Raw genomic sequence first — 25,293 nt, forward strand, 5'->3', positions numbered from 1 at the left:
CGTGGCCGCACGCTTACGAGCCATCCGGGTTGATGCATATTTCAATGACATCATCGCGTTTGGCATCATCAAGCCGGTCTATGGAGGATTGGAGGTAGCTAAGGGACATTGGTTCAGAAAATCTCCAAGTCCCGGTCCACCATGACAGTGATCCGAGCGCCTTGATCGACATAGATCACTGGTCCGATCGAAAGGTATTCGCCTACGACGCTGTCCGTAGCGTCGGCCAAATCATCGCCAATGTCTTCAAGGACATCTTCTGCAATCTCATCCTCAGTTTGATTTGCCGCGACGCTTGGCGCAGCGGAAATGAGAGAGATGAGTGCAGCAGAACCGAAGCGCTCTGCAAAGCGCGTGTCCACAAAGCCCGTGGTTCCAGATCGGCCGAGTTCGTCAGCACCAAATGAACTGATTTGCACGGTCTGGTTGGTCGGTAAGATGATCCGGTCCCACGCGACCGTGATGCGGCTTTGCGCGATTTCCACGCCAGAACGATAACGGCCAATAAGCCTCGACCCGGCAGGGATCAGCAGCCGCGTGCCGTCAAAGCTGTAGACGTTTTCAGACGTGATTGCACGCACCTGACCCGCCAACTCGCTTGAAATGGCGGTTTCAAGGGCCGCTTGGATGACGGTCCCTTGAATAACCGTATTCGCAGGGTTCGCGATGACCTCAGATTGCGTGACGGTAGACGGCAGAGCGCCATTCAGCACGAAATCGGTTACATCACCAAAGGTGCGTTCAGCGAGTTCTGCGCCATCTCCACCGAGGCCACCCGTGGTACCGCCAAAGGCGATTGTGGGGGATTGGATACGACGCTCTTGGAACGCACGCTCTTGTTCGGCCCGTTGCTGCAATTCAGCGAGCCGCCGCGCTTCTTCCTCGCGACGCAGGCGTTCTTCTTCCCGCAAGCGCAATTCTTGTTCAGTCGGGCCAGCCGGGGCAGGGGAGGGTGCTTGGGCTTCCAGACGCGCCAGATCAAGGTCCATGCGAAGTTCCTGAAGCTGACGATCCCGCGCCGCCAATTCGTCAGCAAATTGTTGTTGTGCAGCTTCCGAGGCCGCTTGCAGTTGAGCAAGCTGGTCTGTCAGCGCATTCATTGCCTCAGCCGCCGACGTGTCGTCTTCAACCACGGGTTCGGGTGCATTTTGGATAGCTTCTATCTGCGCTTGGAGCGCCGCGATCTGCGCCAGCAATTCGGCGCTTGGCTCTACAGGTGCAGGTTCGGCCTCGACAATGCGCGTTTCCGGCTCGGGTGGAACAAACGGTTCGATTGTTCCAAACCCATCACCTTCCGGTTGGAATTCGTCGGGCGTTGCCGTTGGTAAGACAACTTCCTCTTCCGGCTGATTGAGAAGGTAGAAAATAGCCCCGGCCAGACCGATTAGTGCCACGACAAGAAGTGCCATGAGCGGAGAGCGGCGGGTGGCCGTCACCGGGCCACCGCCATTGCCAGCTTCGAGACGTGCGAGACGTTCACTTACGTCTGCTTGATTTGGATCATCGGTCATGACGTGCCCCCTGTCGTCGGAGTGTTTTCTTCGATGCAGACGATTTCATCACCGAGCCGCAGCACCCATTGAGCGTTGACGCCTGAAACCCGGATCACCCCCGGTTCGGTTTGCTGCGTGTTGACTGTCCGCTCACGCCCGTTTGAGTAACGGAATATCGCCGGGATTGGCGCGTTTCGATCAAACTGAAAGTACGTAAATGTTCCGTCATCCCAGACGCGCGTGGGTGTGATTTCCGTGCGCGAGTTGGCCCCGTAGTTGTAGTTTGGAGCTTGCGAAGCAATTGCGTTTGCAGGGCGGCGTTCGTCTTCAGGATAACGGAATTGCACCACGTAGAAGGTTGGCGAAGACACTTCCTGTACGTTGAAATAGTAACTGCGCCGATTGGTGTAGACCGTGACGTTGGTATGAACCCCACGCGCAAGAGGTTTAATCGCGAAGGCTTGCCCACCGGGCACGCCGTCCAGTTCGAAGCCTTCAGTATCACCGGCCAGAATCGAGCGGATCGTTTCGCCTTCGCCGAATTCCACAGTTGTCACGTGGGTGAGCGACACATTCAGGCGATAAACCTGTTGATCGACATAGGTGGCAATACGGACCCGGCTGTCATTCGGGCCGCGCCGAGGCGTGTTCTCTGCAAATGCCGTGGAAGCCACAACAAACAGACATAGCAATGCAAGTCCAAATCGACGCATCTTAATTCTCCAATCTGTCTGAACGGATCGAGTATTCGATCACGGTGAAGCCAAAGGGGTTCGTCCAGACCTGATCAATCGTCCGCGCTTCTTCGGGCCGGAACTCGAAGAGCAACGTCGCCGTGAACAGGCCGCCTTGAACGCCTTGAATGGAGGTGAGCCGCTTGCGTAACCGGACGGTCGCGCGGTTCTCTCCGATCAGGTTCACACTCAGGATTTCAACATCCAGAGTGGAATTGCTGCCGTAGACCGTTGGGGGATATTGCGGGTTTGCGCTGTTCCATTGGGCACGCACGGAGGCCTCCGCACGTCCATCGGAACGCTGCAAAACGCTGTTGATACGCACATCGTTGTCTAGCTGGTTGTAGACCTCGCGATCTGTTACATAGCGGAAGATTTCCGCCTCAATCACCGCCTGATTGGCAGTGACAGTGCTTGCGTCAACAGAGACTTCAGGCAATGCAAATCCCGTCTCAGGATCGTAGGGCACGACCACGGGGGGCGGGTCTACATCGAGGATGGCAACTGCCACGGCACCCAGGCAACCGAGCACACCAAATGCCAGCCCGGTTAGACCGAGCTTTTGCCACAACCGTTCGCGGCGCAATGCGCCGTAAACCAGTTCTTCCTCAATGATTTCTTTCTCATCGTCCAAAATCGCTACCTCTAGTGTTAGTCGCCGAGGTCAGGAATGGTGAACTCCATGAAGTTCTGTTCTTCGGCGATGGTGGCTGCGTCGATGACACCGCCGGTGCCGTCACTGACGGTCTGAACGGCTTCCAGTTGCCACATGGCAACGAGTGCAATGGCCAATTCAGCCGTCACGCGTGTGTTCAAATCGACGCTCTCTTTGAGTTCGTCCATGTCATCAATCAGGCTGACAAGGCGGTCCACACGCTCAAGTGACTGGCCTGCATCGTCGTAGCTGTTTTGCGCAGCCGCCGAGACGAGGGCACCAGTGGTGGCTTGTGTCGCAATTCGTTCCGCGCCCGCGTTGCCGCTGGAAGCCATTTCGCTAAGCGTGTCCTCATCAAAGCCCAGGTCCGCGAGAACGCGGTCCATCTGGGTTTCAATTTCGCTCGCGCCTGATCCGCTGAGACCTGAGAAGTCGCCATTGCGGATCGCCGCGATGGTGGATTGGATATCGCCAAACTCTTGATCAAGGATCCCGTTGAGTTCGTCTTCCATTTCAGTGCCGATGATTTCAGGCAACTCGGCAAGCCGGGTCAGAGCTGCATAGGTTTCCTGAAGCTGTGCCAGTTGATCAGTCAGGGTGGTGAGCTGTTCACGAAGCTGCACAAGCTGTTCGTTCTGCAGAAGCTCGTCTTCGATCATCTGGCGAAGTTGCTGGATGTTCTGTGCAATGTTTTGCGTGTCCACCACAGGCACACCCTGCGCGAGGGCAGGGGATGCAATCATGGTGACGGGGGCAGCTACGCCGAGCGGCAGAAGCAATGCGACTGCGGAAGTCCGAAGGGTCTTGCGGACGAAGTTGGTGAGAAGCGTTGAAGTGCGCATTAATCTAAGTCCTCTATGGTGAAGTTCATGAATTCTTGTTCTTGCATCCGGGCAGCAGCCAGTCGCAGTTGCTCAGCACTAAGGGGTTGGGTCCGCGCGGCTTGCAGTCTTGTCATTGCTGCAATGAGGCGGACGAGTTCAGCCCGGGCATAGGTGTTCAATGCCATGGACTCTTGCACATCGGTGGTGGAGCCGATGCGTGTTACGATATCCCGCACGCGAAGTGCCGCTTGGCGGATCGCGGTCGGGGAATTGCTGCCATAGAACGCAGCCCCTGAACCCATCATCGAGAGGTTCGAGTTTGCCAGTAGGGCAGGGTCGATAGTGCCAAGTGCTTCAATCCCGCCGATCCGCGCCAGATACTCGTTGTATTTCTGCGGAATGACCGTGACGTAATGCTGCGTCTCCTGGAAAGGCGGCACGCCGCCGTACTCGATCACGCGTCCTGGTCCCGCGTTGTATGCCGCAAGCGCGAAGATGATGTTTCCATCAAAGCGATTGAGCTGTTGCGCGAGATAACGTGCGCCACCTTCAACCTGCAGGTAAGGGATTGTGCGATACTCAGGAAAGATGCCCAAATCGCCCGCCGTCCCCGGCATAATCTGCGTGAGACCGTAAGCCCCGACAGGGCTTTCGGCGCGGATGACAAACCGACTTTCCTGCCAGATGAGGGCTTGGATCAGGGCGCGCCACTGCACGACCGAAAGACCCGCCGCTGAGACGCCAGGATGACCATGGGTTTCCTGCGCTACCCGGATGATGAGCTGTTCAATGTTTTCGGCTGCGTCGCCGAACATCTGGTCGCCAGCAGGGTTAGGGTCGAGGTCAGCGGTCCCGTAGACCGCCTCTACAGACCTGTCAGCATTCCCGCTGCCACCTTCAAGGTCAGAGACCATGCCCGATATCGCAACGCCGCCAGCTTCAAAGCTGGTCTGCGCGTCAAGAATTGCATCGAGAACAGCAAGCTGTTCCCGCTCAATTTCCGTTATCGCCTCTTCGACCGCGAGCGTGTCACCTTGGACCGCAAGGTCTGCCTCCCGGTCCGCCGTTTCAATCAGGTCACGCGCCGTTAGCCCGGAGTCCACAACCGGCACGCCCTGGGCGAGCGCGCCGGTGGATACCCCGATCAATAATACCGCTGCGAAGGTGAGCCTATTCATTGGCAATATATTCCAAATCAGGGGCGTCCAGTGCCTCAAAATTGCAGTCCATTGGTGCAGGACCGCGTGACACGAAGCTGAAGCAGTTGGCTTGTGGCTCTTGATAGTTCGAGCAACCTGCGATCAGACACAGCGCCAGGAAACAGGTAAGTTTGCGCATTATTTGAGCCTCCAAAAGTCTGGCCGATCCCGGTAATCGGAGCCGACGAGTTTTTCACCTGCTTCCATCCCACCGAGGATGGTCAGGTTGTCGCCAAGAGCGCCAAGGTCTGCGTCCACCACGACTGAGCCTTGGTCATCTCGAATGAGAGCCAAGCGTGAATTCGTTCCGGTGCTGAGAAGCGTATCCAGCTCTTTCTGGTAGAGATTGAGCATCTGATAGTCCGATGCATTGGCCCGAATGTTCGGAAGAAGAACCTGCGTCGGTACCGCCTCAACGATGGTCTTGCCGGTGCGGGTCCTTTCAAGCTGGCTGGCATATTGCGTCATCATCACGGCCACAGTGTTTTGCTTCCGCGCTGTCACCAGCCATTGCGAAAGCCGCTCTGCGAAATACTCGTTGTCGAGCGCCTTCCATGCCTCATCAATGATGATGATTGTGGGGCGGCGATCTTCGATCTTCCGTTCGATACGGCGGAACAAATAGCTGAGAACGGCCATCCGTTCCTTTTCGCTTTCACTGTCGAGGATTCCGGTCAGATCGAAGCCCACCAAACTGCCATCCAGCGAGAAGGTATCTTCGAGGCTATGGCCGAAAATCCAGCCGAAGCGGCCTTTTTCCGCCCATTCGAGAACCCGCTGGTTCAGATCGCCGTCATCGTCCATCGACATGAAAAGGGACGCGAAGTTCTGCCAATCGCGCAAGCCTGGGTCTGTTGCCTGCGCATTCTGACGAACGCATTCCATGATACGATTGGTCTGGGCAGGCGTCAGCGGCTTGTCTTCGCGGTAGAGCAGGGAGCCGAACCAGTCTGCCAGCCACGCGACGCCGCGTTTGTCCACTTCGGTCCAAAGCGGATTGAGACCTGTCGGCATACCCCCTTGGATCGTGGTGTAGCGGCCCTCATTGGCCCGCACGGCCATTTCCATGCCCTGCCGGTAGTCAAAGACAAACACACGCGCATCAGCACGGACAGCCTGTGTCATGAGGAACGCAGAGATGACCGACTTACCCGAGCCGGGACGACCCATGATCAAGGTGTGACCGCTGGTGGGCTCTTTCTCTGGCGAACCGGCCTCGTGGTAGGAGAAGCGATAGGCGCTCTTTTCTGGCGTCGGGAAGATCGAGATAACCTTGCCCCAAGGCACTTCGCGACCTGCCTTGCCGAGCTGTGTCCGGTGGAACGCAGCAAAGTCGGCAAAGTTGCGGTTCGTCACGGTGCTGGCGCGCAGCCGTTTGGGTTGGTTGCCAGGGTGCTGACTGAAATAATGCGTATTCGCGCCAAAGCGATCACTCACCATTGTGACGCCTTCGGATGCGGCCGCATTCACGATTTCCGCGCCGAGTGTTTCCAGTTCCTCACGGGTTTCAGCGAAGACCGTCACCACCATATGATGATCGCCCATGCTGGCGCGTTTCGCTTCCAGATCATCAGCGAGAAAGAGAAGGCTCTCGCGTAGAGACACTGCGGCGTCATCGGCCGCTTGCATTTGCTTCACCTGCCGTTTGATCCGCGAAATAGTCATGTTGGTGTTCACCGGCGTGAACGAGTGCGTGACGATCATATCGACCGGCAGATTGAGCTGGTCGAACATGATGCAGTTGGTCTGCTCAGAATAGTCCTTGATGCTGTAGCTTTTGCCAAAGCGTCGGCCCGCAACACCTTCGCTTAACTCAAAATGATCACCGAAGAATGTGGCCCGTGTGTTGGAGGCAGAAGACGCCAAAAAGCCGAATTTCGACGTGTGATGGAGCGGGAGTTCCTGACCTGTATTCAAGGCACCGAGGAACCCAACCAATTCGCCTTTCTCAGCCGACAACACAGAGGGTTTAAGGTGTGCTAAGCCAGACATGTAAATGCCAACCGCTTCATTGAGACGACGCATCCGCTTGGCGGTTTCTTCCCGCAAGCGTTCTGGCGATGGCCGCCGCATGAACTTCAAGAAGCTCTTAGACGGCGGGCGATGGATGATCGTCAGCGTCAGTGTCTTGTCGCGCAATCCTCCATTTGACAATTTGCCGCGCCATTGTTTGTCGACTATCGCGGCGAATGTATCGCCTTCGATGGGCTCAACATCGACACTGATCCCTTTTGAGACCTTGTGGACGTAGTAGCTGAATTCTTCGCCAAGCTGGGCAACGATCCGGGCGAAGCTCGCTCGAATGCCATCGAGATAGTCGTCATCGGTCGTGTAGCTGTTGATTCCGGTGATGCGGATGCACTGGAACAACTCGTTAACCCGTGTGCGCACGGTCCGATTATCAACGAGGCTCACATAGGGAAGCATGTGCGCCAGTTGCTTTTCGTGCTGAAACCACTTGGGCATCAGCGTGCGCTCATCCAAACCATCACGGGGCATAGCTATCTCCGCCATGGATTTTCCTGTTTCTGGTAGGGGGCGTTTCCTGAAGGCTGGTCATCGCAACGTCGATGAACCGAGGGTCCCAATCCGCCGCCTTCCAAAGCACCGGATACAGAATTGCCGCTATGCCAAGCACCAGGAAGCTCTGTATCCACACAAACAGCAGCACGGAGCCGAACAGCCAGACAACGGCATACATGATCGGCAAACCAAACAGCTTTGGAGGGCGGACGAGGCCTAGGAACAAAGGTGATCTTTCAGCCACGCTACACCCCCTTAAGCAAATACTGCTGCAACGATCGTCGGCGCTGCGGCGACACCCGCAATACCAACCAGAACCCATAGGGCTTGGCGCAGGTCGATGATGTTGAAGAACCAGCTCAGAAAGACGCCGATGACGGCCAGCGTGGCAATCACGACACCAAGCGGGCCGGTCAGGGCATCAACGATGCCCTGCAAGAGGTTTTGGATAGGCGACAGGTCGATAGATTGCGCCATAGCCGGTTCGGCCATGACGACGAAGACCGTCAAGACGGTCATCAGTAGTGGTAGCGGCCTCATGAGTTTTCTCCTTCTAGCCTGTTGAACACGGCCAGCACCCGCTGAACGTGGCTTTGCGTTTCACGGTAAGGGGGGATGCCCCGGTATTGCCTGACGGCATCGGGACCGGCGTTGTAGGCGGCCAGAGCGAGCCGCGCGTCACCGAAGGTCTCAAGCTGTGCGACCAGGTATCGCGCGGAGCCGTCAAGATTTGCCCGCCAGTCAAAGGGATCGACGCCAAGGTCTTCGGCGGTTCCCGGCATGAGCTGACCAAGGCCAATCGCGCCGACATGCGACCGGGCGCTCACATTGTAGGCGCTTTCGATTTCGATGTTTGAGCGGAACAGCAACCGCCATTCAGTCACCGTGAGACCGGCGGCGCGCAAGCCTCGGTGGCTTCCATACCGCAAGGCGGTGTCATCTATTGCAGCGAGGATATCGGGGCGGGGAACGGCGACACGGGGCGCAACAGCAGCGACGCGGAATGAGCCGTCTTCGGTTGTAGATGCGTCACCTTCAGTCTCAGCAGCTTCGCCGTCGCCAAAGATGCTCAAGGGCGCGTTTGCGTCACCTTGCCCAATACCGTCATTGTAATTTCTTGCGAAACGGTCTTGAGATTGCGATGGCACAAGAGAGCCATCGGATTCCATCGTGAAGATCATTTGTGCTGTTGCGGTGTGAGGCGCAATCAGCAGTAGGAAGGCGCTAGCCGTTGCTGTCGCCGTCTTCCTCTTGAGATAGCGTAAAGGTCCAACGCTGACCTTCATAAACTGGGAACGCGATAACGGAGAAGCCGAGGTCGATGAGGAAAGAGACAAGCCCGGTGACAGTCTTGAACTTTCTGACCTTAATGTAGTCGCCGCCGGTGCGGGCACGCGCAGTGACAAGCTGTTTCTCGACGCCGTCATCGTTAACGGCGCGGAGTATCCAGATGCCATGCCATACCGAATTCTTTCGGTATGCATCTTCTTTGCAAACGACTTCGACGTGATATCCGGACTCGATGAGGTCGCGGAAACCGGCTTCTGTAACCACATTTGGCGCTTCTTTTTCTAGATCCATGTCCACGGCTGCGCTCTTTCTGTCTTTGGGCGCACCGAGGCTATTGCTTCGATGCACCATAGTTACAATAATACGGTTATGTGCGCAAGATACGGCGTTGTACCTCGAATGTGCTTTAACCCGCGCACAGTATTACGCACGCAGCCAAGGATTTCTCAAGCATTGAAGGACGTTGAACATGCTCAACCGGACGAAGCGCTACATTCTTAACCCTGTACTTTTGTTGATTTTGCTCGCGGGGCAGGCATATGGGCAAACCTGCTACGCGCCGGAGAGACCTTTTGTTCCGACTGATCCCCAAGACGTTCAGGAATACCGCGATTTGATCGGTCGCGATTTCGAAACGTACATCGCGGACATCCAGAGTTACTTTAGGTGCCTTGAAGAAGAGAGAGCGCGGGCCTTCGAGGAGGCGCGCGAGGTAAGTGAAGAATATGGACGGTTCTTGCAGATTACAGGCGAATAGAGATTGCCTCGATCACCTACTCACGGTTCCATACAGCAAAACATCGTTCTAGAAGACTTTTCCCCTTTTGAGGGATGGGGGCCACAGTGAACGTATGACCGCTTACGCAAGTTACGGCAATCAACACCGTAGTTTCAATCTCTAAGGCATTCCTTTGCCTGCAGCTTCAAGAACGCGAGGCACTGCATCTTCGGTATGCACGCCGACAAATGCACTTCCCGGTAAACCCTCCTTCGTCATCGCGTGTTTTACAGAAGCGCGCTCTTGGAGCGCAGTCAGGGTAACTGTAAGGTTCGCCATCTTCTTGAGCTCATGTGGCTCGATCGCGGGAGTGTCCGCAGGATATCGTTGCGCCCACCGCACGCAGCAACCAAGGTAGAAGTCGCACACCGAAAGACTCTCTTCCAAGAACCACAAGCCCCCGTGACTTAGACTGCTGACTTGCCAAAGTGACTTGGGACAACGACAAAACATTTCATGACGAATCCAACGCAAACCAAAGCTCAGATCAAATACCTCGAGGTGCAGCAGTCTAGCAGTGCAACGTTTCGGCAGCTCCATACCTCGCATTTTCTGCTGCTCAGGATTTGTTCCGGCGAAAAGGTCATCATTGACGAAGCCGGAGAGAAGACTCGGGTTAGGTCGGGGGAGTTTGCATATTTACGCCGTGGAGAGCGGTTAACTGTGTCGAACCTTGTGGACGATGAGGGGCTTTACCGGGCTGAGGGTTTCGTGATCAACGAAGCGGCCATGCTTAACTGTCGGAAAGACGCGCAAGTCGATGATCTGTCGTGCAAATCCAGAGCTGGGGCAATGCATGAGGAATTCAGCTACGCTTTCTCCAGACTGGTCGGCGTCCTGACTAACGGTACCGTATCGGACCGTATCCTCCTGCACCGGTTCAAAGAGTTGACCATCTGGATGCAAGAGGCGGGAGTAGCTCTTGAACCGACATCACCCTCTGCCGTGACTGCCCGACTACGAGACTTGCTTGAGGCTGATCTTGAAAGGGCATGGAGGTCTGAGGACGCAGCGCAGGCGCTTGGATTGAGCGAGTCGACCCTGAGACGGAAGCTGAGCAAAGAGAATACACGCTTCTCCCAGGAGCTCCGTGATGCACGGTTATCAAAAGCGCTAATGCTCATTCAAACCACAGATCGTTCCTTGTCAGAGATCGCATTCGCAAGTGGCTTTAGTTCTCAATCTCGGTTCAATGAAGCCTTCAAAGCGCGCTTTGCAGTTTCTCCCAGAAACCTGCTGGTACGCTCGGGAAAATTGAGCGCATAGCGTAAAAAATTGACCGCCTCGCGCAATACCTTTCGCAACGCTTTGTCTCTAACTGATCTACAGACGTTGTTTCGGAGACATAGCGATGAAGACAAGTTTTTTGGGTGCAGCGCTTTTTGCAATGCTTTGCGTGCCAGCACATGCGGAAGGCTCTTTTGAACTCAATAGCCCTGATATTGCGGAAGGCCAGCAACTGGATAAGCAGTTTGTTTTGCAGGGCTTTGGGTGTGACGGCGGCAATATGTCCCCAGCGCTGGAGTGGCGCGGCGCACCAGAAGGGACACAAAGCTATGTCGTGACCCTGTACGATCCTGATGCGCCAACAGGCTCAGGCTGGTGGCATTGGGTCGCATTCAACATCCCCGCAGAGGTGACATCATTGAAACAAGGCGCTGGAACCGAAGACGGTGGGATGCCCGATGGCACAATTCAAAGTCGAACAGATTTTGGAACGGCAGGTTTCGGTGGCGCATGTCCGCCAGAGGGGGCCGTGCACCGCTACCAGTTCCGGGTACATGCGCTTGGTGTTGAAAAACTTGACCTTGATGAAAACGCCAGTGCGGCTTTGGTTGGTTTTTTGACCCGGGCAAACACACTTGATACTGCCGTCCTGACGGCGGTTTTCTCTCGGTAACAACCTTCGACCGATTGCGTTCGGCATTTCGGATCGCGCTTCGTCCAATCGGCTATCGGTGCCGTTGCCACTCATCCTTTTAGTGAGACATCTGCGACACTATGGAACTTTGGATCCCCATCACCATTACGGCCGCGTTCCTTCAAAATTTGAGATCCACGCTTCAGAAACATCTCAAAGGCGTGATGGGAACAACCGGAGCTACCTTTGTACGCTTTGGATTTGGCGTGCCATTTGCAGCCCTCTATTGGGTGTTGTTGATTTGGGGATTTGATGCGGGCCTGCCTCACTTGAACAGCAGATTTGCGGTTTGGGTGGTGATCGCTGCGATTTCACAGATCTTGGCCACTTTCCTTTTGATACATCTCTTTTCCTTGCGTAATTTTGCTGTCGGCAATGCCTATGCACGCACCGAACCTGTCCAAACGGCCCTGTTTGCCTTCGTGTTATTCGGCGTTCAGTTCAGCCTGTCGTCGATGCTCGCGATACTCATGGCGGTTGTTGGCTTGGCTTTGATTTCCGTTGCGCGTACTGGGATCTCTCGCCAACAACTTATGTCTTCCGATGCTGGCAAGACCGCACTGATTGGTTTGGGTTCTGGTACCTTGTTCGCCCTCGCGGCGATTGGCTTTCAAACAGCCGCGCGCAGTGTGGGATCCGAGGATTTTGTCATTCAGGCCGCCACAACGCTCTTCGTCGGAATTGTCTTTCAGACCATTCTGATGCTGCTCTTTATGAACCGCAAAGAGATCATCCATGTGATCGCTGCGTGGAAGACCTCTTTGATGGTCGGCTTTGTGGGCGCGACTGCCACGCTGTGCTGGTTTGCGGCGTTTACCTTGAAAGAAGCGGCTCTGGTGAAGGTGGTTGCGCAGGTTGAGATGTTGTTTGCCTTTGGATCGAGCGTTTTAGTCTTCAAAGAAGCGATTAACCGGCCAGAGCTTATCGGTTGCTTACTGATCGTGGGCAGCATTTTCTGTTTGATCTTAATCGACTGATCCTTGAAACGTGAGCTGCCAATTCAGAAACGTCGATCAGGATCTAGGGTTTCGCCAGATCATCGTCATCACGTCGGTGTTTTTCTCGCCAATAATCGTGATGCGCGGTTTATTGAGACGATCCTGCGCTCAAATCATGCCCACCTTTGCGGCAAGCGGCACGTGATGCTTGACCCTGCTGATCCGTTTGAAGTTGTCATCCTCGCGCTTGCAAGCGTCGTTGTAACCCTCGCCATGCCCGGTCCGAGCCTTGCTGCAGTTGCATCTGCTGCGCTGAACAGAGGCCGCCTTGCGGCCCTGCACGTAGCAGCGGGCATTTCAGCAGGTGTGTTCATGTGGACGATATTGGTCGCCTGCGGTTTTGGTGTGCTTTTGCAGACTGCCCCAGTGTTGCTGGGCACCATGAAAGTGCTCGGGGGGAGCTACTTCTTATGGCTGACGCTTAAGAGTCTTCGGGCTGTACTACGTCAAGAACAGGTGGCGTTTGATCATTTCCATCACGGTGCGAAGGCATGGGTTTGCTTTCGGCATGGCGCGTTGGTTGTCCTGACCAACCCCGCCGCCGCGCTGATGTGGGCAGCTATAGCAACGTTTTTGTTTGGATCCGGTCTGACCGCCTGGCAGGTGGCAGGGTTAAGCCCGGTTTTCTCGATCGCGGCTTTCATGGTCTATGGTTTCTATGGCATCTTGTTTTCAATGCGAGCCGCTGTTGCTGCCAATCAAAGGATTTGGTGCGTTACCGAGGTGGTGTTTGCTGGCGTATTCGGGGTGATTGGCGTTTCACTGATATTGAGCGGCATAAGTGACATGAAAGGACTATGATGTCGAAAGCCACCCCTAAAACTGTCGACGTTGCTCGACCTGTTTCCGCTGATAAAGGTGCGTGGATGGACCTTTGGGCGCAATACAACGCCTTTTATGGCCGGAAGGGTGATACCGCGCTGCCGCAGGACGTGATCGATGCGACCTGGAAACGCATTCTGGACCCTGAAAGTTCGATAGACGGGTTGGTTGCGTCGGTGGGCGGGAAACTGGTGGGCCTTGCCCATGTCGCCTTTCATGACAACCTGATTCAGTTGCAAAAGACGTGCTACATGCAGGACCTCTTTACTGTGCCGGATGCCCGCGGCTTGGGCGTTGCGCGCGCTTTGATCGATGGCGTTGCACAATTATGCCGATTCAGGCGGGTCGGTGATGTATACTGGCATACGCAGGCAGAAAACACCGTGGCGCGGCGCCTCTATGATCAAGTCGGCAGGGATACCAATTTCGTCGTCTATAGAATGAATGTTGACTAAGCGCTTTATGAACCAATGGTTGGCATGATGTGGGGTCATCATGCTTCTCCAAACGCCTCGCCAACCCAGTTCTGCACGGCAGTCAGCGCGACGTTTGGCGTTTCTTTTGGGCGCACAAACCAGTACCCATAGCTTGCCTTCAAAGTCACGTCGAAAGGCATGATCAGGCGGCTATTGGCAATTTCATCTGCAACAAGCAAGGACCGCCCCAGGGCCACACCCTGGTGGTTTAGAACCGCCTGTAGAATTGCGGTGTCATCTCCCAATCGCGGTCCCGCCTGAGGCGGGATGGCGCAATCGGCCTCTCGAAACCATGCCTCCCAGTTTTCCGGCAGATCCCCATGAAGCAAAGTCGCGCGCGACAAATCATCTGGATGGCTTATGCCGTGTTTATGAGCATATTCTGCTGTACAGACTGGGCTGATTGTCTCATCCGCTAGTTTGACCGCATCGAGGTTCGACGGAGGCGCAGGGCAGTAACGAATTGCAGCGTCAACACCTTCGACCGCGAAATCGACCAAATGCCGAGATGCGGTGATGCGCAAGTCAATTTCTGGATGGGCTGTCATGAACCGTTCAAGACGTGGAGCGAGCCAGCGTGCGGCAACCGATGGTAACATAGACAAGGTTACCACATGATCTGAATGAGCAGCTTCGCTAACTGCTGTCCAGGTGGCTGAGAAGGCTTCAGCAAGCTGGTTTGCCAGCCGCTGTCCTGCAGGCGTCACCCTGAGCCTTGCGCCGTTTCGAACAAAGAGCGAAACACCCAAGATCGCTTCCAGGTCGGCGACCTGTCGTGACACGCCGCTTTGCGTAATTCCCAATTCCGCACCTGCTGCGGTGAAGCCGCCACATCGGGCGGCAGATTCAAAAACCTGCAAAGAACGCAGTGAAGGCCGTGCATGACTTATACGCATGATAGGGTCGGATTCTTCTCATTTTGTCATAGACTTTCGATCTACTACCATGACTGCGGATACTTTTGAAAGGTTCGCTGACCAATGACTGATGCTGCAACTACACACGCCGAAACCTCCAGTCGTTCTCATTGGGTCCCCGACCTCCCACTCGTTGTTTGGATGGTCGTACTGACGTTGATACTCGGATTGGGCAGCGGCATGGCGTCGGCCGACTTGGTCGCCGCCTACAATGTGGGTTTTGGACGCGCATTGGGTGAGTTTGCACTGATCCTTTTGCCGTCATTTACGCTGGCTGCCGCATTGTCCCGGCAGAACGTCGCCTCCGAAGCCGCGGGACGCGCAACGGCATTTGCATCGCCCGTTGCAGGGGCAGGGATGATTTGTCCTGATACAGCATATGCAGCACTTTCACCCGCGGCAGGGCGCTACAAGCTAGAACTAGCCTTTGGGGCATATGCAGGGTTCAAACTGCTCTACCCGGCGGGGCCGCTAATTGTCGCCGCCGGATTGGGCGCGGCAGTGACAGAAGCGGTGCCGCCAATCACACTGCTCTTAGCTGGGGTGATGCTGACGGTGCCGGTATGGATGGCTGGTGTCATCTGGGCGCGATTTGCCTACAAACCGGCGGAAAGCGGCTTTGTGGCAGCGACTGAGCAAAAGAAGGCGGGGCTTTTCCTGACTTTCGCCCCATTTTCGGTGATGGCCGCATTGTTGCTTGTTGGAGGTGTGGTTGGGCAGACTGGCAACGGTATCATCGACTTTCTCCTGATGCCGAAAGGCGCGCTGCTATGCGCCGCGATCCTGGCGCTGTTGCAAACACCCGTAACTGCAAGGCGCGAATGTTTGGACAGCGCCGTGCGGCGCACTGGGTCTCTCTTGCTGGTGATCGGCGCAGCAAGCGCCTTTGGTGGGGTATTGACCATGTTGGTCCCTCTGGATCGCCTTGTGCCAAATGGAAGCGGGCTTGTAACCCTGCTGGCACTATTTGCTTTGACGGTGATCTTTAAGCTCGCTCAAGGATCGTCGATGGCCACTTTTGCAGCAGTCGCCCCTGTGGCCGCCCCTATCGTAGTCGCGAGCGGTGCGGAACCCGTTGCAGCTGTGTTTGCCATTTGCCTTGGTTCCTTCATCGCCATCCTGCCCAATGACAGCTACTATTGGCTGGTCCGGCGCGATGCCCTTGAACATGAAACAAGCGAGGCGCGTGCAATCCGAATTCTGACCGGTGGAGCGGTTTTGCAAGCCTGCGTCGGTTTGGCCCTCCTGCTGGCTGTCGTGGCGCTTTGGGCATGACAGAGCTGCGCGGCGCAAACGAGGGTGATGCCCCTTCAATCACCCGGATAGACGCTGAAGGTCTAGCAACGGGTCATGCCACGTTTCGAGAGAAGCCCCATGATTGGAGTAGTTTTGAAAAAGCCTACGAGACGGGACGCGGGATTTCTCTTTTGGCAATGGATGGTGGACATGTCGCGGGGTGGGCTGGGGTCAGCCCGACTTCCGCCCGCGATGTCTATAAAGGGGTAGGCGAGGTCTCAATTTATGTATCGAGAGAGAAGCAAGGGAAGGGTTTGGGCCGGGAATTGCTATTAGCACTCGTTTCAAGAGCTGAGGAGCAGGGCTATTGGACGCTGGTCGCGCAAATATTTCCCGAAAACAAGGCAAGCCTGTCCTTACACGAGGCTTGTGGTTTTAAGCGCCTTGGGGTCCGGTCCAGGCTAGGGCGGATGACCTATGGACCACACGCCGGTCGTTGGCGTGATGTTGTCATGATGGAACGTCGCAGCGTTCTGATTGGTAAATAGACAGCTAATTTATGGTAAGATCGAAGCTGCCAGACACACCCCACCCTGCCGACGGCGTCACGCTGACGTGGATAGGGGTTTTGTCTGGCGTCAAGCGACTCGCGCCTTTGTCCCTTTTTGTCATTCCATTTGGTATTGGCTTTGGAGTTGCCGCGATTGAACAAGGGCTGACCGGTCCACAGGCACTTGTAATGAGTGCGGCAGTTTTCTCAGGCGCTGCCCAGTTTGCATCGCTTGATTTCTGGCCGCATCCGTCAAATCTGTTCTCCATAGCTTTGGTGATTTTTGCCATCAATGGTCGCCATGTGATCACTGGCGCTGCTCTCTCTCCCTGGCTGAACCACTTGCCCTTGTTTAAGAGATGTTTGGCACTTGGGTTGCTTAGCGACCCAAATTTCACCGACAGTCAACGGGCATTGCAATCGGGTGAAAGAGACGTCGGTATCCTCCTAGGTGGTGGATTGATCTTGTGGCTGAATTGGATCTTGGGAACGGGCATCGGCACCTATGCAGGCACCTACGCAGGGTCACTACAATCCTTTGGGTTCGACGTTGTGATGGTATGTTTCTTTGCAACGGTAATGACGCAAAGACTGAGACAGTGGTCCTCTATCCTACCGGCGGGCATCGCTGCATGTGTGAGTGTGTTGACTTTGGGTTGGCTACCGGCGGGATGGAACATCATCGCAGCGGCGCTCGTAGGCGGTGCGGTGGGGTTTGTTCGTGGGTTATGATCTGACACCGTGGATGGCCATATTGGTTGTCGCTTTCGTTACGTTCTTCAGTCGGATAGCTGGGCCGGTATTGATGAGCCGGGTTGCAATTACTGACAGGATCGAACGGTTTCTAGACTCGATGGCAGTGTCCGTCGTTGCAGCTCTGGTCGCCTCCCTTATCGCCCAAGCCGGTTTACGGGAGGCGGCAGCGGTTGCGATATGTGCTGTTGTAATGTTGCGCAGCCAAAGCGCGATCTGGGCAATTATGGCTGGGATTTGCATGGCGGCTGGCTGGTCATACTTCAACGTGTAAGAATGCCAGATTGTCACTCTTGAATGCAGGGATGAAATCATCATAGGGCGCGGTTGCTTCGAAAAAGTAACGTAAAGGGAGACAGTCTTGCATGACTCCATGGCATGCGGAGGTCAGGCTTTTCTCATTTTGTGTGAGACGTCCTGCGAATTAGCATAAGCCTTGCTGACTCGAAATTAGGACAAAAGAACGGAGCGCGACAGTGTCATGTCGGAATTCTAAGATGCTTCGACCAATCAACATAGACACGGCAATGCCGGGCAGGTTTGAGCTAAGGATCAAGTCTTTTCTCGAAAAACAGGCTTTCTGGAAGATCTTCATGCCCATCGAAGGCTGCGCGTCTCTCATAGCCTCGTCGCAGATACAGTCGGTGGGCGGCCAGCAATTGAGTTCCACTTTCAAGCATGACTTTCTTACTGTGACTGCGTCGAGCAACGGCTTCAACCTCCTCAAGCAGGCCTTCTGCAATTCCGAAGCCGCGCATTTCCGGAAAGACAAAAAGTCGTTTCACCTCGGAGTAACCTTTTTGCTCAAACACGGCGCAGCATCCTGCAGGACTTTCATCGCAAAAAGCCAAAAGGATTTTGACGCCAATGGCTCGCAATGGCTCCATCGAAAACGCGGCTTTTTGGGTGTTGGGGTAGAGGGATTGCATGGCTTCGTACGCAGCGGAAAACAGCATCACCGACTGAGGCGATTGGGCGTCGGAATGTCGTATCTCCACATTTTTTTGCGCCATGTCGGACCCCAAAGTCTTGTTGGTTGCGTGCCGTGGCCCTTCGGAAGGTTAAAGGGTTCAACTTACATTGTGCACGCGGGTTTCGATAAGGTAAATCCAATTACTTCAGAGATTTATCCAAGGCTTGGTCCTTGAAGAACAGCAACTTTCATTTCTTGTGTTGTGTGTTTGTGATGATGCTGAACGTAACGGTCATGTTCGGTTTTGGTCGGAACACTATGGTCACGATGTGGCCGGAGGTACTTGAGCGATTCTCCATCAGCTACGACGACATCGGCATGCTTACCGCGGTGCATCAAGGTGCCTACTTTCTAGCCTCACTCGTGGCAGGGCGGTTGGCGACCACAATGGCCCCCGAGCTGATTATTTCCTTATCGACCATTTTTGGCGGTGTAATCATTGTTTCGATCGGTTTCATCGATCAAAGCGCATTTCTATTTGCATCATATGGGACTCTCGGGGCTTTGATCGCGCTGTCTTGGGTGCCCATGGTAAGATACGCAGCGACGAGATTTGATAAACGTCAACGCGTCACAGCGCTCAGCACCGCAGCGTGTGGGACGGCCATAGGGTTTCTAGTGAACGGGTTTTTAGTACCCGTTGCTTTGGAAAGTTTTGGTATTTTCTTTCTTTGGGTTTTGGTCGGGTCATTGACCGTCTTGGTTGGGAGTGTATCGCTCATCATACTTGTATCATTTCGCGCTGAAAGTGTTTTGAATGAGCGAAGAATAACGATAACTCGGCTTCCAGAAAATGCGGATTTGCCAGATTTCCCAACCAATCTATTCTGTGCGTTGATGTTTTTTTGTGGCGTTGGCTTGGTCTCTTTTCAAACCTACTTCGCCGCATACCTGAGTAAGGACTTGCTGTTCACTGATGCATCCGCAGCGAGAGCTTGGATTTTGCCCGGTGCGCTCGGATCAGCCAGCGGGCTCATGCTGGCTTTCGTTGCGAACCGTTATTCCATCAAGACAACAGTTCAGCTGTGTCTTTTTGTGCTTGGCAACGCAATGTTGGCTTTGGGTTTAGGATGGGGGTCGGGTTTTGCTGCGATCGCGGGCATCGCCTACGGGGTTTTTTATTTTGGGTTGTTCGGCCTACTTCCAGCGTACCTGACAGTGGTCGTTTCTGATCAAGCAGCAAGCCGCATCTTTGGGCGTTCAAATTTGTTTCTCGGTATCGGGTCTGTTTGTGGCGGCGTATTGGGCGGCAAAATCGCGCATATCTTTGACAGCTTCGAGCCGTTCTGGTTCATCACAGCAGGATCTGTCGCAGTGGCATTTTGTATTTTTGCGCAGCTGCCATCAGACAAAGTTCATTCTGGTACATGAAGCAAAATCCGCCCCGGTGAACACCGGCTAAGTGCTTCTTGCGTGTTTTTCGGCAGCCCCTGTTCAGCAGGATGTCTCGTGTCGGGCGCAGCCATGAGTGCGGCAGGTACGCCTTGCACGGCATTGTCAAACCGCATGCCAAGAAAACTTGGAGTCCAATTTCCGCAAACTATAACGACCCTAAATTGAAAGCCAAACAGCGTGTTCTTGCATCCATGAAAGTGCGACCTCTTGCCGTCCGGCATTTATTCGTAGAGGGCCAAGAGAGCCATGTTTGTTGTGACAAGTCGCAGAGACAAGGTGACAACCGACAACGATCACAAGTTCAATATCGCGCCAAACCTGTTGGAACGGGACTTCACCGCTGATCGGCCCAATCAAACATAGGCGGGCAATATCAGCTATGTCTGGAACCGCGAAGGTTGGCTGTATCTCGCTGTGATCCTGGACCTGCATCCACGGCGGATCATCGGCTGGGCTGCCAGCAATCGAATAAAACGGGACTTGGCGATCCGGGCGTTGAACATAGCAATTGCGTTTCGATCGCCCCGAAGAGCAGCATTCACCATACGGATTGGGGTCGCAATACTGCTCTCACGATTATCAGAACATCTTACCCCTGAACGGCTTCAAGGTGTTGATTAGGGGAAAGGGCAGATGTTGCGACTGTGAGTACGGTATTGCGGCTTGATGGCCTGACCCATGCTACGATTGATTGCGTGTCATTGCTTTGACGGCACTCAGCACTGGGCTGGAAAAGCCCGTCGCTTTCGAACGGCAGGTGGCTTAAACGAGCATTTGGGGCGGTACGAAAGCATGACTGGTCCAATTCTTTGATCTGAAAGCGAGATCACATCATGGTCCGCGATCAACCTGAGTTATTGAGATCACGCTGGAAGCGCCTTTCGCTTTGCTCTGCCATTTGCTTGGTGCCACCCCGGTCTCCCGTAGAAACTCCCGATTGAAATTGGATTTTGTGTTGAAGCCGCTTTCGAGCATCGCGTTAGTTACACTTGTTCCATTTTCGATCAGTTTGCAGGCATGGCGAATGCGCCATGAGTTGACGTAGCGCGACACGTTCGCACCTGTGGCGCGATTGACAGCTATCGATACCCTCTTTTCTGGCAAGTGCAAACGGCGGGCAAGGCGCGCCAATGTCAGATTGGGATCGAGATGCATCGGTTCTCGCGTGAGGAAAGCTTCTAGGGTCGCGACAATCTCCACATCTTTCTGGCTGGTTTGTGGCGGAAGGGATGACTCGGTCTGGACCTCATTGTCTGCTGAACCAGACGCGGAAGGGCTACCACTGAGAAGTCCCACAAAAAGCAACACCAGAGATGACGAAACCGCTATCATCCAACCGACCCAGTCGTCGTTGCCGGTTACAAACGCCAAGGCAATCAAGACGTCGCTGGCGGCTGATGCAATTAATGCCCAACCAAGAACCTGCCAGATCGCCGTAGGAACACGCCCGGCATCCAATCGCGCCAGCGGCATATCGGATGCACCGCGCAGTTGGATCAGGATTGCGCCACCATATCCCGCAAAGACCAGCGGTACGACAAAGTCGGTCGTCTCGGGTGCGAAGACGCGACAAAACAGAGCGAATGCCGGTGCGGTGCCATGGGCAGACATCACGCGCAGGGAGATGCGGCTGACAAGCGCGTCTCGAAACGTCACCCATGCCAAAGGCGGAACGATCGTTGCACTGACAGGCAACACAGGCCGCAGCCCTTCAACGCTATAGCCCACAACAAGGGTGACAAGGCCGGATTGCAAGGTACAGGCCGTAAGAAAAGCAACGAGGAACGGCCTGCCCCCGGATAGAAATGTGCGCAAGGCAAGATAGCCAAGAACAAGAGCGACGAACGCGGGAATCGGCAGCATAGGCATATTGCGACAATGGTCCAAAAACCGGATTGTAACGACCTGAATCCCGAAAACAGGACGCAAGCGTGCGCTCTTTCTCGCATTTGTTTGAGGACGTTCAAAAACGGAGGTTCCCATGAAACGTATCGCTCTTCTTTCCATTCTGGCATTGTCACACGCCTTGCCTGCAGCCGCAGATTTGCTACCGGGGTATGATCGGTTTGATCTCACAGTCGATCATCGGGCACGGCCCATTGCTGCATCTATCTGGTATCCTGCGGCCAACCCGACTTACCGTGCCCCTGTTGGGGACGGTCCCATCTTTAACCCGTCATTTGCTTTCATCGGCCCCGCCGTCGCTGAAGGAGAGCATCCGCTGGTGTTGTTGTCGCATGGATCGGGTGGCAATGCAGATACCCTTGGATGGTTGAGCAGTGGACTGGTCGCACAGGGCGCAATTGTTTTGGCGGTTGATCATCCGGGCTCAACAAGCGGCGACAGTTCTCCGCGCCGCTCTATTGACCTCGAGGCAAGGGCAAATGACCTATCGGCCGCGCTCGATATGGTGATTTCGGATCCTGCGTTCGAACCATTTATTGATCAGGCGCGAATTGGAATAGTGGGCTTTTCTCTGGGGGGCACGACAGCACTTGGCATCGTGGGTTTACGTTTTGACGGCGCGATTCAGGATGAAAACTGCACTACAGGCCCGGAAGCGGCAGATTGTAAATTTTTTCAACTCGGTGGAGTCAGGTTTGCGGATGAACCCGGATACGAAGCAGATACACGCGACAGGCGTGTTACTCAGGCTGTGATAATTGATCCCGGTTTCGGAGGATCCGCCAATACAGAGGCGTTAAGCGACACCCTTACTGGGGTAACGCTTATCAACCTCGGAGAGGCAGATCGCCTGGCAGCTGTCGATGTTGGTCCGTCTGGTAACGATCTGGCAAACCGGCTTCCTGACGCTAACTTTGTTGAGATTGCACCCGCCAACCACTTCACCTTTTTGGGAACCTGCAAGCCAGGCGCGACTGAATTGCTTGAACGATATGAAGATGATCCAATTTGCACCGATCCGGAAGGCGCAAACCGCGCGAACATTCACGGCCAGTTGATTTTTGCGATCGCTGAAGGCCTAAATCTGTAGAACTGTCCCTTTTGCGACCTATTGAATTTAATGCGGCCTCCAATGTAAGCACATGGAGGTCGTACATTGCCGCAATCTAGCAAGGGCTAATGCCATTCAGGCTATAGAGTTGGGATCTGTACGGCCGATGCCTTGTCCTTGCTTTTAATGTGGGTCTGCTGACACGAAGGGGCAAAACGCGCTAAACAATGAAGGCCAAGAGTGTACTAGTATAAACTCCAGACAGACTGAGGCACTCAAAGCTAATAGCTTGATGTCCGTTCGGAACGCGCAATACCTGAGATGGAATTCATGCCATGCGTTCTAAACTGGGACGGCGAAATCCAAAAACGCAGGGTTGGAAATCTTTCGGTGTTGAGTTCCTGCCTCGAAAATTTGCGGTCGAGCATCGCGCGTACATCGTAAACATCAGACGCTCGGATATGGTGTTGATCTAAGCGCGGGTCAACTGTCAGGCCAATTGCTCCAGCCTCAAGCGCAATATGCCCCAGACCCAGAATATCGGTCTACTTATGGTCGCAATGGTTTCGCAGAAATGCAGCGAGAGTCAGGTCCATAGCCATGTACGTCATTTCTTATTCCAGCCTGAAGTTGCGCACATGTTCTGGTAATTCGACACCCTCCAGATTACGAGGATCTGGGACAGGTGTTCCAATCTGCATCGTCACCGGAATAACCCCCGCCCAGATCGGCAAATCATAGTCTGCCTCATCGTCGCCCGGATCACCGGTTCTGATCTTTGCGCTGCCCTCGTTGATATCCATCCCCAACACCATCGTCGCCTTGAGATCTTGCGGATGATCAGGCCGAAGGGTGTCGTATCGCTGAGGGAACAGTCCGTTTACGAAATTGCGCAGCTTGGTGACTTTTTCTTCGGGATCCGCGATCTTCACAGCCTTTCCAAACAGCATCACCGAGCGCGTGTTTGCAGAGTGATGCATGCCAGAGCGCGCCAAAACGAACCCATCAAGAATGGAGACCGTCAAGCAGACCTCAGCATCCTTTGCGTTGCGCAACGCACGACTTGCCGAGGACCCGTGCCAATATACGCGGTTCCCTTCACGCCACTGAAAGGTTGGTGTCACGTAGGGGCATCCGTCGATGATATAGCCGACGCTGCACATCGGCTGGGCGTCAAGGATGCCATTGATCGTTGCACGGTCAAAATGCCCGCGTTCGTGATACCGCCGAAGGCGCGATTTTTCCGTCGCAGTGAGATGATCATCCATAGTGCATTGCTCTTTCATGACTTGTCTTGACGACACTTAACGACATACTGGATACTGAGAAATGTCCAATACCATTAAAAAACGTCAGTCCAATTTTGATGCGGCTCTCTTTAGGCTTGTGTTGGATCGAACGTCGTCCCATAGCCTTCAGGCCCAGCTCATTAATGCGTTACGGGATCTGCTTGTTGAGGAACAGCAGTCGTCGGGCATCCGCCTTCCGTCCAGTCGACTTCTTTCTCAAGAATTGTCCGTCTCCCGAACGACGGTGGTCGGGGCTTATGATCAGCTAATCAGCGAAGGATACCTGCGAACAAAGACGGGCGGAGGAACATTTGCAGCGGATCAATTGCCGCATCTCGCGCCGCCTAGGGTTACGGTAACGCAGCGTCTAAAGCCGCCGCAAGAGTGGCGGCCCTTTCAGTCCGGTATCCCTGATCAAAGCCTGTTTCCCCATCGCCATTGGGCGCGACACATAGAACGCGCGTGGGCCACGCCGGATAGGGAATTGCTCGCAAAGCCTGACCCGTTTGGGTGGTATCCTTTGCGCCAAGCAATCAGCACCCATCTGTCAACCTGGCGCAAGCTCGAGTGCCGCCCAGAACAGGTTCTGATTACGTCCGGCGCCTTTGAAGCATTCGACCTAATATTCCGTGGTCTGCAGGGGCCGAATTCACATGCCGCCACCGAAGACCCTGGCTGGTACACATTGCGCAGTGTCCTCGGGTCTGTTGGGACCAAGACGCAGCCAATTCGCATTGATGCGGAGGGGTTTGATGCCGGCAAAATCGCGGGGTCCGCATCAGTGGCGGTCGTTACGCCCTCGCGGCACTATCCGACAGGGATTTCGATGCCGATGTCACGCAGGTCATCGCTATTGGCTTGGGCGGAAGAGAAAAATGCGCTGATTGTCGAAGACGATTATGACAGCGAGTTCCGGTATCAAGGCCATCCACTGCCGTCACTGGCGGGTTTGGATGGTTTGAAACGGTCAATCTATCTTGGCAGCTTCTCAAAATTGCTCAGTCCAGCTTTGCGACTGGGATATCTTGTCTTGCCGGAAAAGCTCTTGTCGAAAACCGAAGAGTACATTTGCCAATTTGGCACACGTGCGTCCCTTATACCGCAACCTGCGTTGGCCACCTTTATGGAAAGCGGCGAGTTCGCCGTTCATCTCAGGCGAATGCGACGAACCTATGCAAAACGGCAAAGGCATCTCAAATCAGAGCTGGCTGACAGCGCCGATCTTCTTGATCTGACTTCGGATCCCTCGGGCATGCATCTCTGCGCGACTCTTCTCCCAAAACTACGCGGCCACGTGACAGACGAGACGATAGCCAACGTCGCCAAGGGTGAAGGATTGCAACTTAGAGCGTTGTCGTCGCACTGCGTTTTGCCTGCGCCCCCACAAGGTCTTCTCCTTGGCTACGCCGCATTCAATGAGGAGGCACTCAGTTCCGCAGCTATGAAACTGAATCAAATACTGACACAACTTTCTCAACGCTAACCGCATTTGATGTGAACTCGCGGTGAAG

The 25,293-nt window shown here is 54.7% G+C and carries 28 protein-coding genes and 1 pseudogene; 14 read left to right on the plus strand and 15 right to left on the minus strand.

All coding sequences use genetic code 11. From position 1 onward, the window contains the following. Positions 1–113: 113 nt before the first annotated feature. The 10 genes from ROLI_RS22860 to ROLI_RS22905 all read right to left on the minus strand — a co-directional run bounded on the left by ROLI_RS22860 (position 114) and on the right by ROLI_RS22905 (position 9,009). The gene (locus ROLI_RS22860) at positions 114–1,511 is read right to left on the minus strand and encodes a TrbI/VirB10 family protein (RefSeq protein WP_187430209.1); all 1,398 of its coding nucleotides are present in this window, start codon (positions 1,509–1,511) and stop codon (positions 114–116) included. After that, entirely contained in the window at positions 1,508–2,206 is a 699-nt protein-coding gene (locus ROLI_RS22865; RefSeq protein WP_187430208.1) for a TrbG/VirB9 family P-type conjugative transfer protein, read from the minus strand. The genes ROLI_RS22860 and ROLI_RS22865 overlap by 4 nt, the downstream gene beginning before the upstream one ends. A gap of 1 nt (position 2,207) precedes the next feature. Continuing rightward, positions 2,208–2,861 carry a virB8 family protein gene (locus tag ROLI_RS22870; protein ID WP_187430207.1) on the minus strand — a complete coding sequence of 218 codons (654 nt, stop codon included), beginning with the start codon at positions 2,859–2,861 and terminating at the stop codon, positions 2,208–2,210. A 17-nt stretch (positions 2,862–2,878) separates the two neighbouring features. After that, positions 2,879–3,625 (minus strand): type IV secretion system protein, encoded by a 747-nt coding sequence (locus ROLI_RS22875; RefSeq protein WP_262386519.1) that lies wholly within the window; start codon positions 3,623–3,625, stop codon positions 2,879–2,881. Between the two features lie 98 nt (positions 3,626–3,723). Further along, positions 3,724–4,818 (minus strand): lytic transglycosylase domain-containing protein, encoded by a 1,095-nt coding sequence (locus tag ROLI_RS22880; RefSeq protein WP_316247448.1) that lies wholly within the window; start codon positions 4,816–4,818, stop codon positions 3,724–3,726. A 225-nt stretch (positions 4,819–5,043) separates the two neighbouring features. Then, positions 5,044–7,404, minus strand: a complete 2,361-nt coding sequence (locus tag ROLI_RS22885; protein ID WP_187430216.1) for a type IV secretion system protein B4 — start codon at positions 7,402–7,404, stop codon at positions 5,044–5,046. Continuing rightward, positions 7,394–7,672 (minus strand): type IV secretion system protein VirB3, encoded by a 279-nt coding sequence (locus ROLI_RS22890; protein ID WP_187430204.1) that lies wholly within the window; start codon positions 7,670–7,672, stop codon positions 7,394–7,396. The genes ROLI_RS22885 and ROLI_RS22890 overlap by 11 nt, the downstream gene beginning before the upstream one ends. Positions 7,673–7,683: 11 nt before the next feature. Continuing rightward, positions 7,684–7,968: a TrbC/VirB2 family protein gene (locus ROLI_RS22895; protein WP_025051201.1), complete on the minus strand. Its 285-nt coding sequence runs from the start codon at positions 7,966–7,968 to the stop codon at positions 7,684–7,686. After that, on the minus strand, positions 7,965–8,609 hold the full coding sequence (locus ROLI_RS22900; RefSeq protein WP_025051202.1) for a lytic transglycosylase domain-containing protein: 645 nt from the start codon (positions 8,607–8,609) through the stop codon (positions 7,965–7,967). Before ROLI_RS22900 ends, ROLI_RS22895 begins: the two co-directional genes overlap by 4 nt. 43 nt (positions 8,610–8,652) lie before the next feature. Then, positions 8,653–9,009: a hypothetical protein gene (locus tag ROLI_RS22905; RefSeq protein WP_187430215.1), complete on the minus strand. Its 357-nt coding sequence runs from the start codon at positions 9,007–9,009 to the stop codon at positions 8,653–8,655. A 178-nt stretch (positions 9,010–9,187) separates the two neighbouring features. Between ROLI_RS22905 and ROLI_RS22910 the strand changes: the two genes are divergently transcribed. From ROLI_RS22910 to ROLI_RS22935, 6 genes are all read left to right on the plus strand, one after another. Continuing rightward, positions 9,188–9,475 (plus strand): hypothetical protein, encoded by a 288-nt coding sequence (locus ROLI_RS22910; RefSeq protein WP_187430203.1) that lies wholly within the window; start codon positions 9,188–9,190, stop codon positions 9,473–9,475. A gap of 477 nt (positions 9,476–9,952) precedes the next feature. After that, the gene (locus ROLI_RS22915; RefSeq protein ID WP_187430202.1) at positions 9,953–10,762 is read left to right on the plus strand and encodes a helix-turn-helix transcriptional regulator; all 810 of its coding nucleotides are present in this window, start codon (positions 9,953–9,955) and stop codon (positions 10,760–10,762) included. Between the two features lie 85 nt (positions 10,763–10,847). Beyond that, positions 10,848–11,396, plus strand: coding sequence for a YbhB/YbcL family Raf kinase inhibitor-like protein (locus ROLI_RS22920; RefSeq protein WP_187430201.1), 549 nt, complete (start codon positions 10,848–10,850; stop codon positions 11,394–11,396). A gap of 101 nt (positions 11,397–11,497) precedes the next feature. Then, a complete protein-coding gene (locus ROLI_RS22925; protein WP_187430200.1) occupies positions 11,498–12,394 on the plus strand; it encodes a DMT family transporter in 897 nt (298 codons plus the stop codon). Positions 12,395–12,397: 3 nt separating this feature from the next. Further along, positions 12,398–13,216: a LysE family translocator gene (locus ROLI_RS22930; protein ID WP_187430199.1), complete on the plus strand. Its 819-nt coding sequence runs from the start codon at positions 12,398–12,400 to the stop codon at positions 13,214–13,216. Next, positions 13,216–13,692 carry a GNAT family N-acetyltransferase gene (locus ROLI_RS22935; RefSeq protein ID WP_187430214.1) on the plus strand — a complete coding sequence of 159 codons (477 nt, stop codon included), beginning with the start codon at positions 13,216–13,218 and terminating at the stop codon, positions 13,690–13,692. Before ROLI_RS22930 ends, ROLI_RS22935 begins: the two co-directional genes overlap by 1 nt. Positions 13,693–13,730: 38 nt before the next feature. Here the strand turns inward: ROLI_RS22935 and ROLI_RS22940 are convergent, their stop codons facing one another. Then, positions 13,731–14,609, minus strand: a complete 879-nt coding sequence (locus ROLI_RS22940; RefSeq protein ID WP_222869519.1) for a LysR substrate-binding domain-containing protein — start codon at positions 14,607–14,609, stop codon at positions 13,731–13,733. A gap of 201 nt (positions 14,610–14,810) precedes the next feature. Here ROLI_RS22940 and ROLI_RS22945 point away from each other — a divergent pair, with 201 nt between their 5' ends. The 4 genes from ROLI_RS22945 (at position 14,811) to ROLI_RS22960 (ending at position 17,443) form a co-directional block, all read left to right on the plus strand. Then, positions 14,811–15,905 carry a permease gene (locus ROLI_RS22945; protein ID WP_187430197.1) on the plus strand — a complete coding sequence of 365 codons (1,095 nt, stop codon included), beginning with the start codon at positions 14,811–14,813 and terminating at the stop codon, positions 15,903–15,905. Continuing rightward, positions 15,902–16,414 carry a GNAT family N-acetyltransferase gene (locus ROLI_RS22950; protein ID WP_187430196.1) on the plus strand — a complete coding sequence of 171 codons (513 nt, stop codon included), beginning with the start codon at positions 15,902–15,904 and terminating at the stop codon, positions 16,412–16,414. Before ROLI_RS22945 ends, ROLI_RS22950 begins: the two co-directional genes overlap by 4 nt. Before the next feature lie 80 nt (positions 16,415–16,494). Then, positions 16,495–17,148 carry an AzlC family ABC transporter permease gene (locus ROLI_RS22955; protein WP_187430195.1) on the plus strand — a complete coding sequence of 218 codons (654 nt, stop codon included), beginning with the start codon at positions 16,495–16,497 and terminating at the stop codon, positions 17,146–17,148. Then, positions 17,138–17,443 carry an AzlD domain-containing protein gene (locus tag ROLI_RS22960; RefSeq protein ID WP_187430194.1) on the plus strand — a complete coding sequence of 102 codons (306 nt, stop codon included), beginning with the start codon at positions 17,138–17,140 and terminating at the stop codon, positions 17,441–17,443. Before ROLI_RS22955 ends, ROLI_RS22960 begins: the two co-directional genes overlap by 11 nt. 271 nt (positions 17,444–17,714) lie before the next feature. Here ROLI_RS22960 and ROLI_RS22965 read toward each other — a convergent pair whose 3' ends face one another. Next, on the minus strand, positions 17,715–18,182 hold the full coding sequence (locus tag ROLI_RS22965; protein ID WP_187430193.1) for a GNAT family N-acetyltransferase: 468 nt from the start codon (positions 18,180–18,182) through the stop codon (positions 17,715–17,717). 131 nt (positions 18,183–18,313) lie between these two features. On the opposite strand from ROLI_RS22965, the gene ROLI_RS22970 reads away from it, so the two are divergent. Both ROLI_RS22970 and ROLI_RS22975 read left to right on the plus strand, forming a co-directional pair. Further along, positions 18,314–19,513, plus strand: a complete 1,200-nt coding sequence (locus tag ROLI_RS22970) for an MFS transporter (protein WP_187430192.1) — start codon at positions 18,314–18,316, stop codon at positions 19,511–19,513. Positions 19,514–19,801: 288 nt separating this feature from the next. After that, positions 19,802–20,180, plus strand: a pseudogene (locus tag ROLI_RS22975) (DDE-type integrase/transposase/recombinase); the annotation flags it as partial. Between the two features lie 188 nt (positions 20,181–20,368). On the opposite strand, the gene ROLI_RS22980 reads toward ROLI_RS22975, so the two are convergent. Beyond that, on the minus strand, positions 20,369–21,520 hold the full coding sequence (locus ROLI_RS22980; RefSeq protein ID WP_262386513.1) for an AraC family transcriptional regulator: 1,152 nt from the start codon (positions 21,518–21,520) through the stop codon (positions 20,369–20,371). Between ROLI_RS22980 and ROLI_RS22985 the strand changes: the two genes are divergently transcribed. Next, positions 21,519–22,532, plus strand: coding sequence for a hypothetical protein (locus ROLI_RS22985; RefSeq protein WP_187430191.1), 1,014 nt, complete (start codon positions 21,519–21,521; stop codon positions 22,530–22,532). The genes ROLI_RS22980 and ROLI_RS22985 overlap by 2 nt on opposite strands. A gap of 242 nt (positions 22,533–22,774) precedes the next feature. Here the strand turns inward: ROLI_RS22985 and ROLI_RS22990 are convergent, their stop codons facing one another. Together ROLI_RS22990 and ROLI_RS22995 are read right to left on the minus strand one after the other, a co-directional pair. After that, the gene (locus ROLI_RS22990) at positions 22,775–23,032 is read right to left on the minus strand and encodes a pyridoxine 5'-phosphate synthase (protein ID WP_187430212.1); all 258 of its coding nucleotides are present in this window, start codon (positions 23,030–23,032) and stop codon (positions 22,775–22,777) included. A 75-nt stretch (positions 23,033–23,107) separates the two neighbouring features. Further along, positions 23,108–23,761, minus strand: coding sequence for a pyridoxamine 5'-phosphate oxidase family protein (locus tag ROLI_RS22995; RefSeq protein ID WP_187430190.1), 654 nt, complete (start codon positions 23,759–23,761; stop codon positions 23,108–23,110). Between the two features lie 61 nt (positions 23,762–23,822). Here ROLI_RS22995 and ROLI_RS23000 point away from each other — a divergent pair, with 61 nt between their 5' ends. Continuing rightward, a complete protein-coding gene (locus tag ROLI_RS23000) occupies positions 23,823–25,265 on the plus strand; it encodes a PLP-dependent aminotransferase family protein (protein WP_187430189.1) in 1,443 nt (480 codons plus the stop codon). Positions 25,266–25,293 lie beyond the last annotated feature (28 nt).

The organism is Roseobacter fucihabitans, from assembly GCF_014337925.2.
In the GTDB taxonomy this organism is placed as follows: domain Bacteria; phylum Pseudomonadota; class Alphaproteobacteria; order Rhodobacterales; family Rhodobacteraceae; genus Roseobacter; species Roseobacter fucihabitans.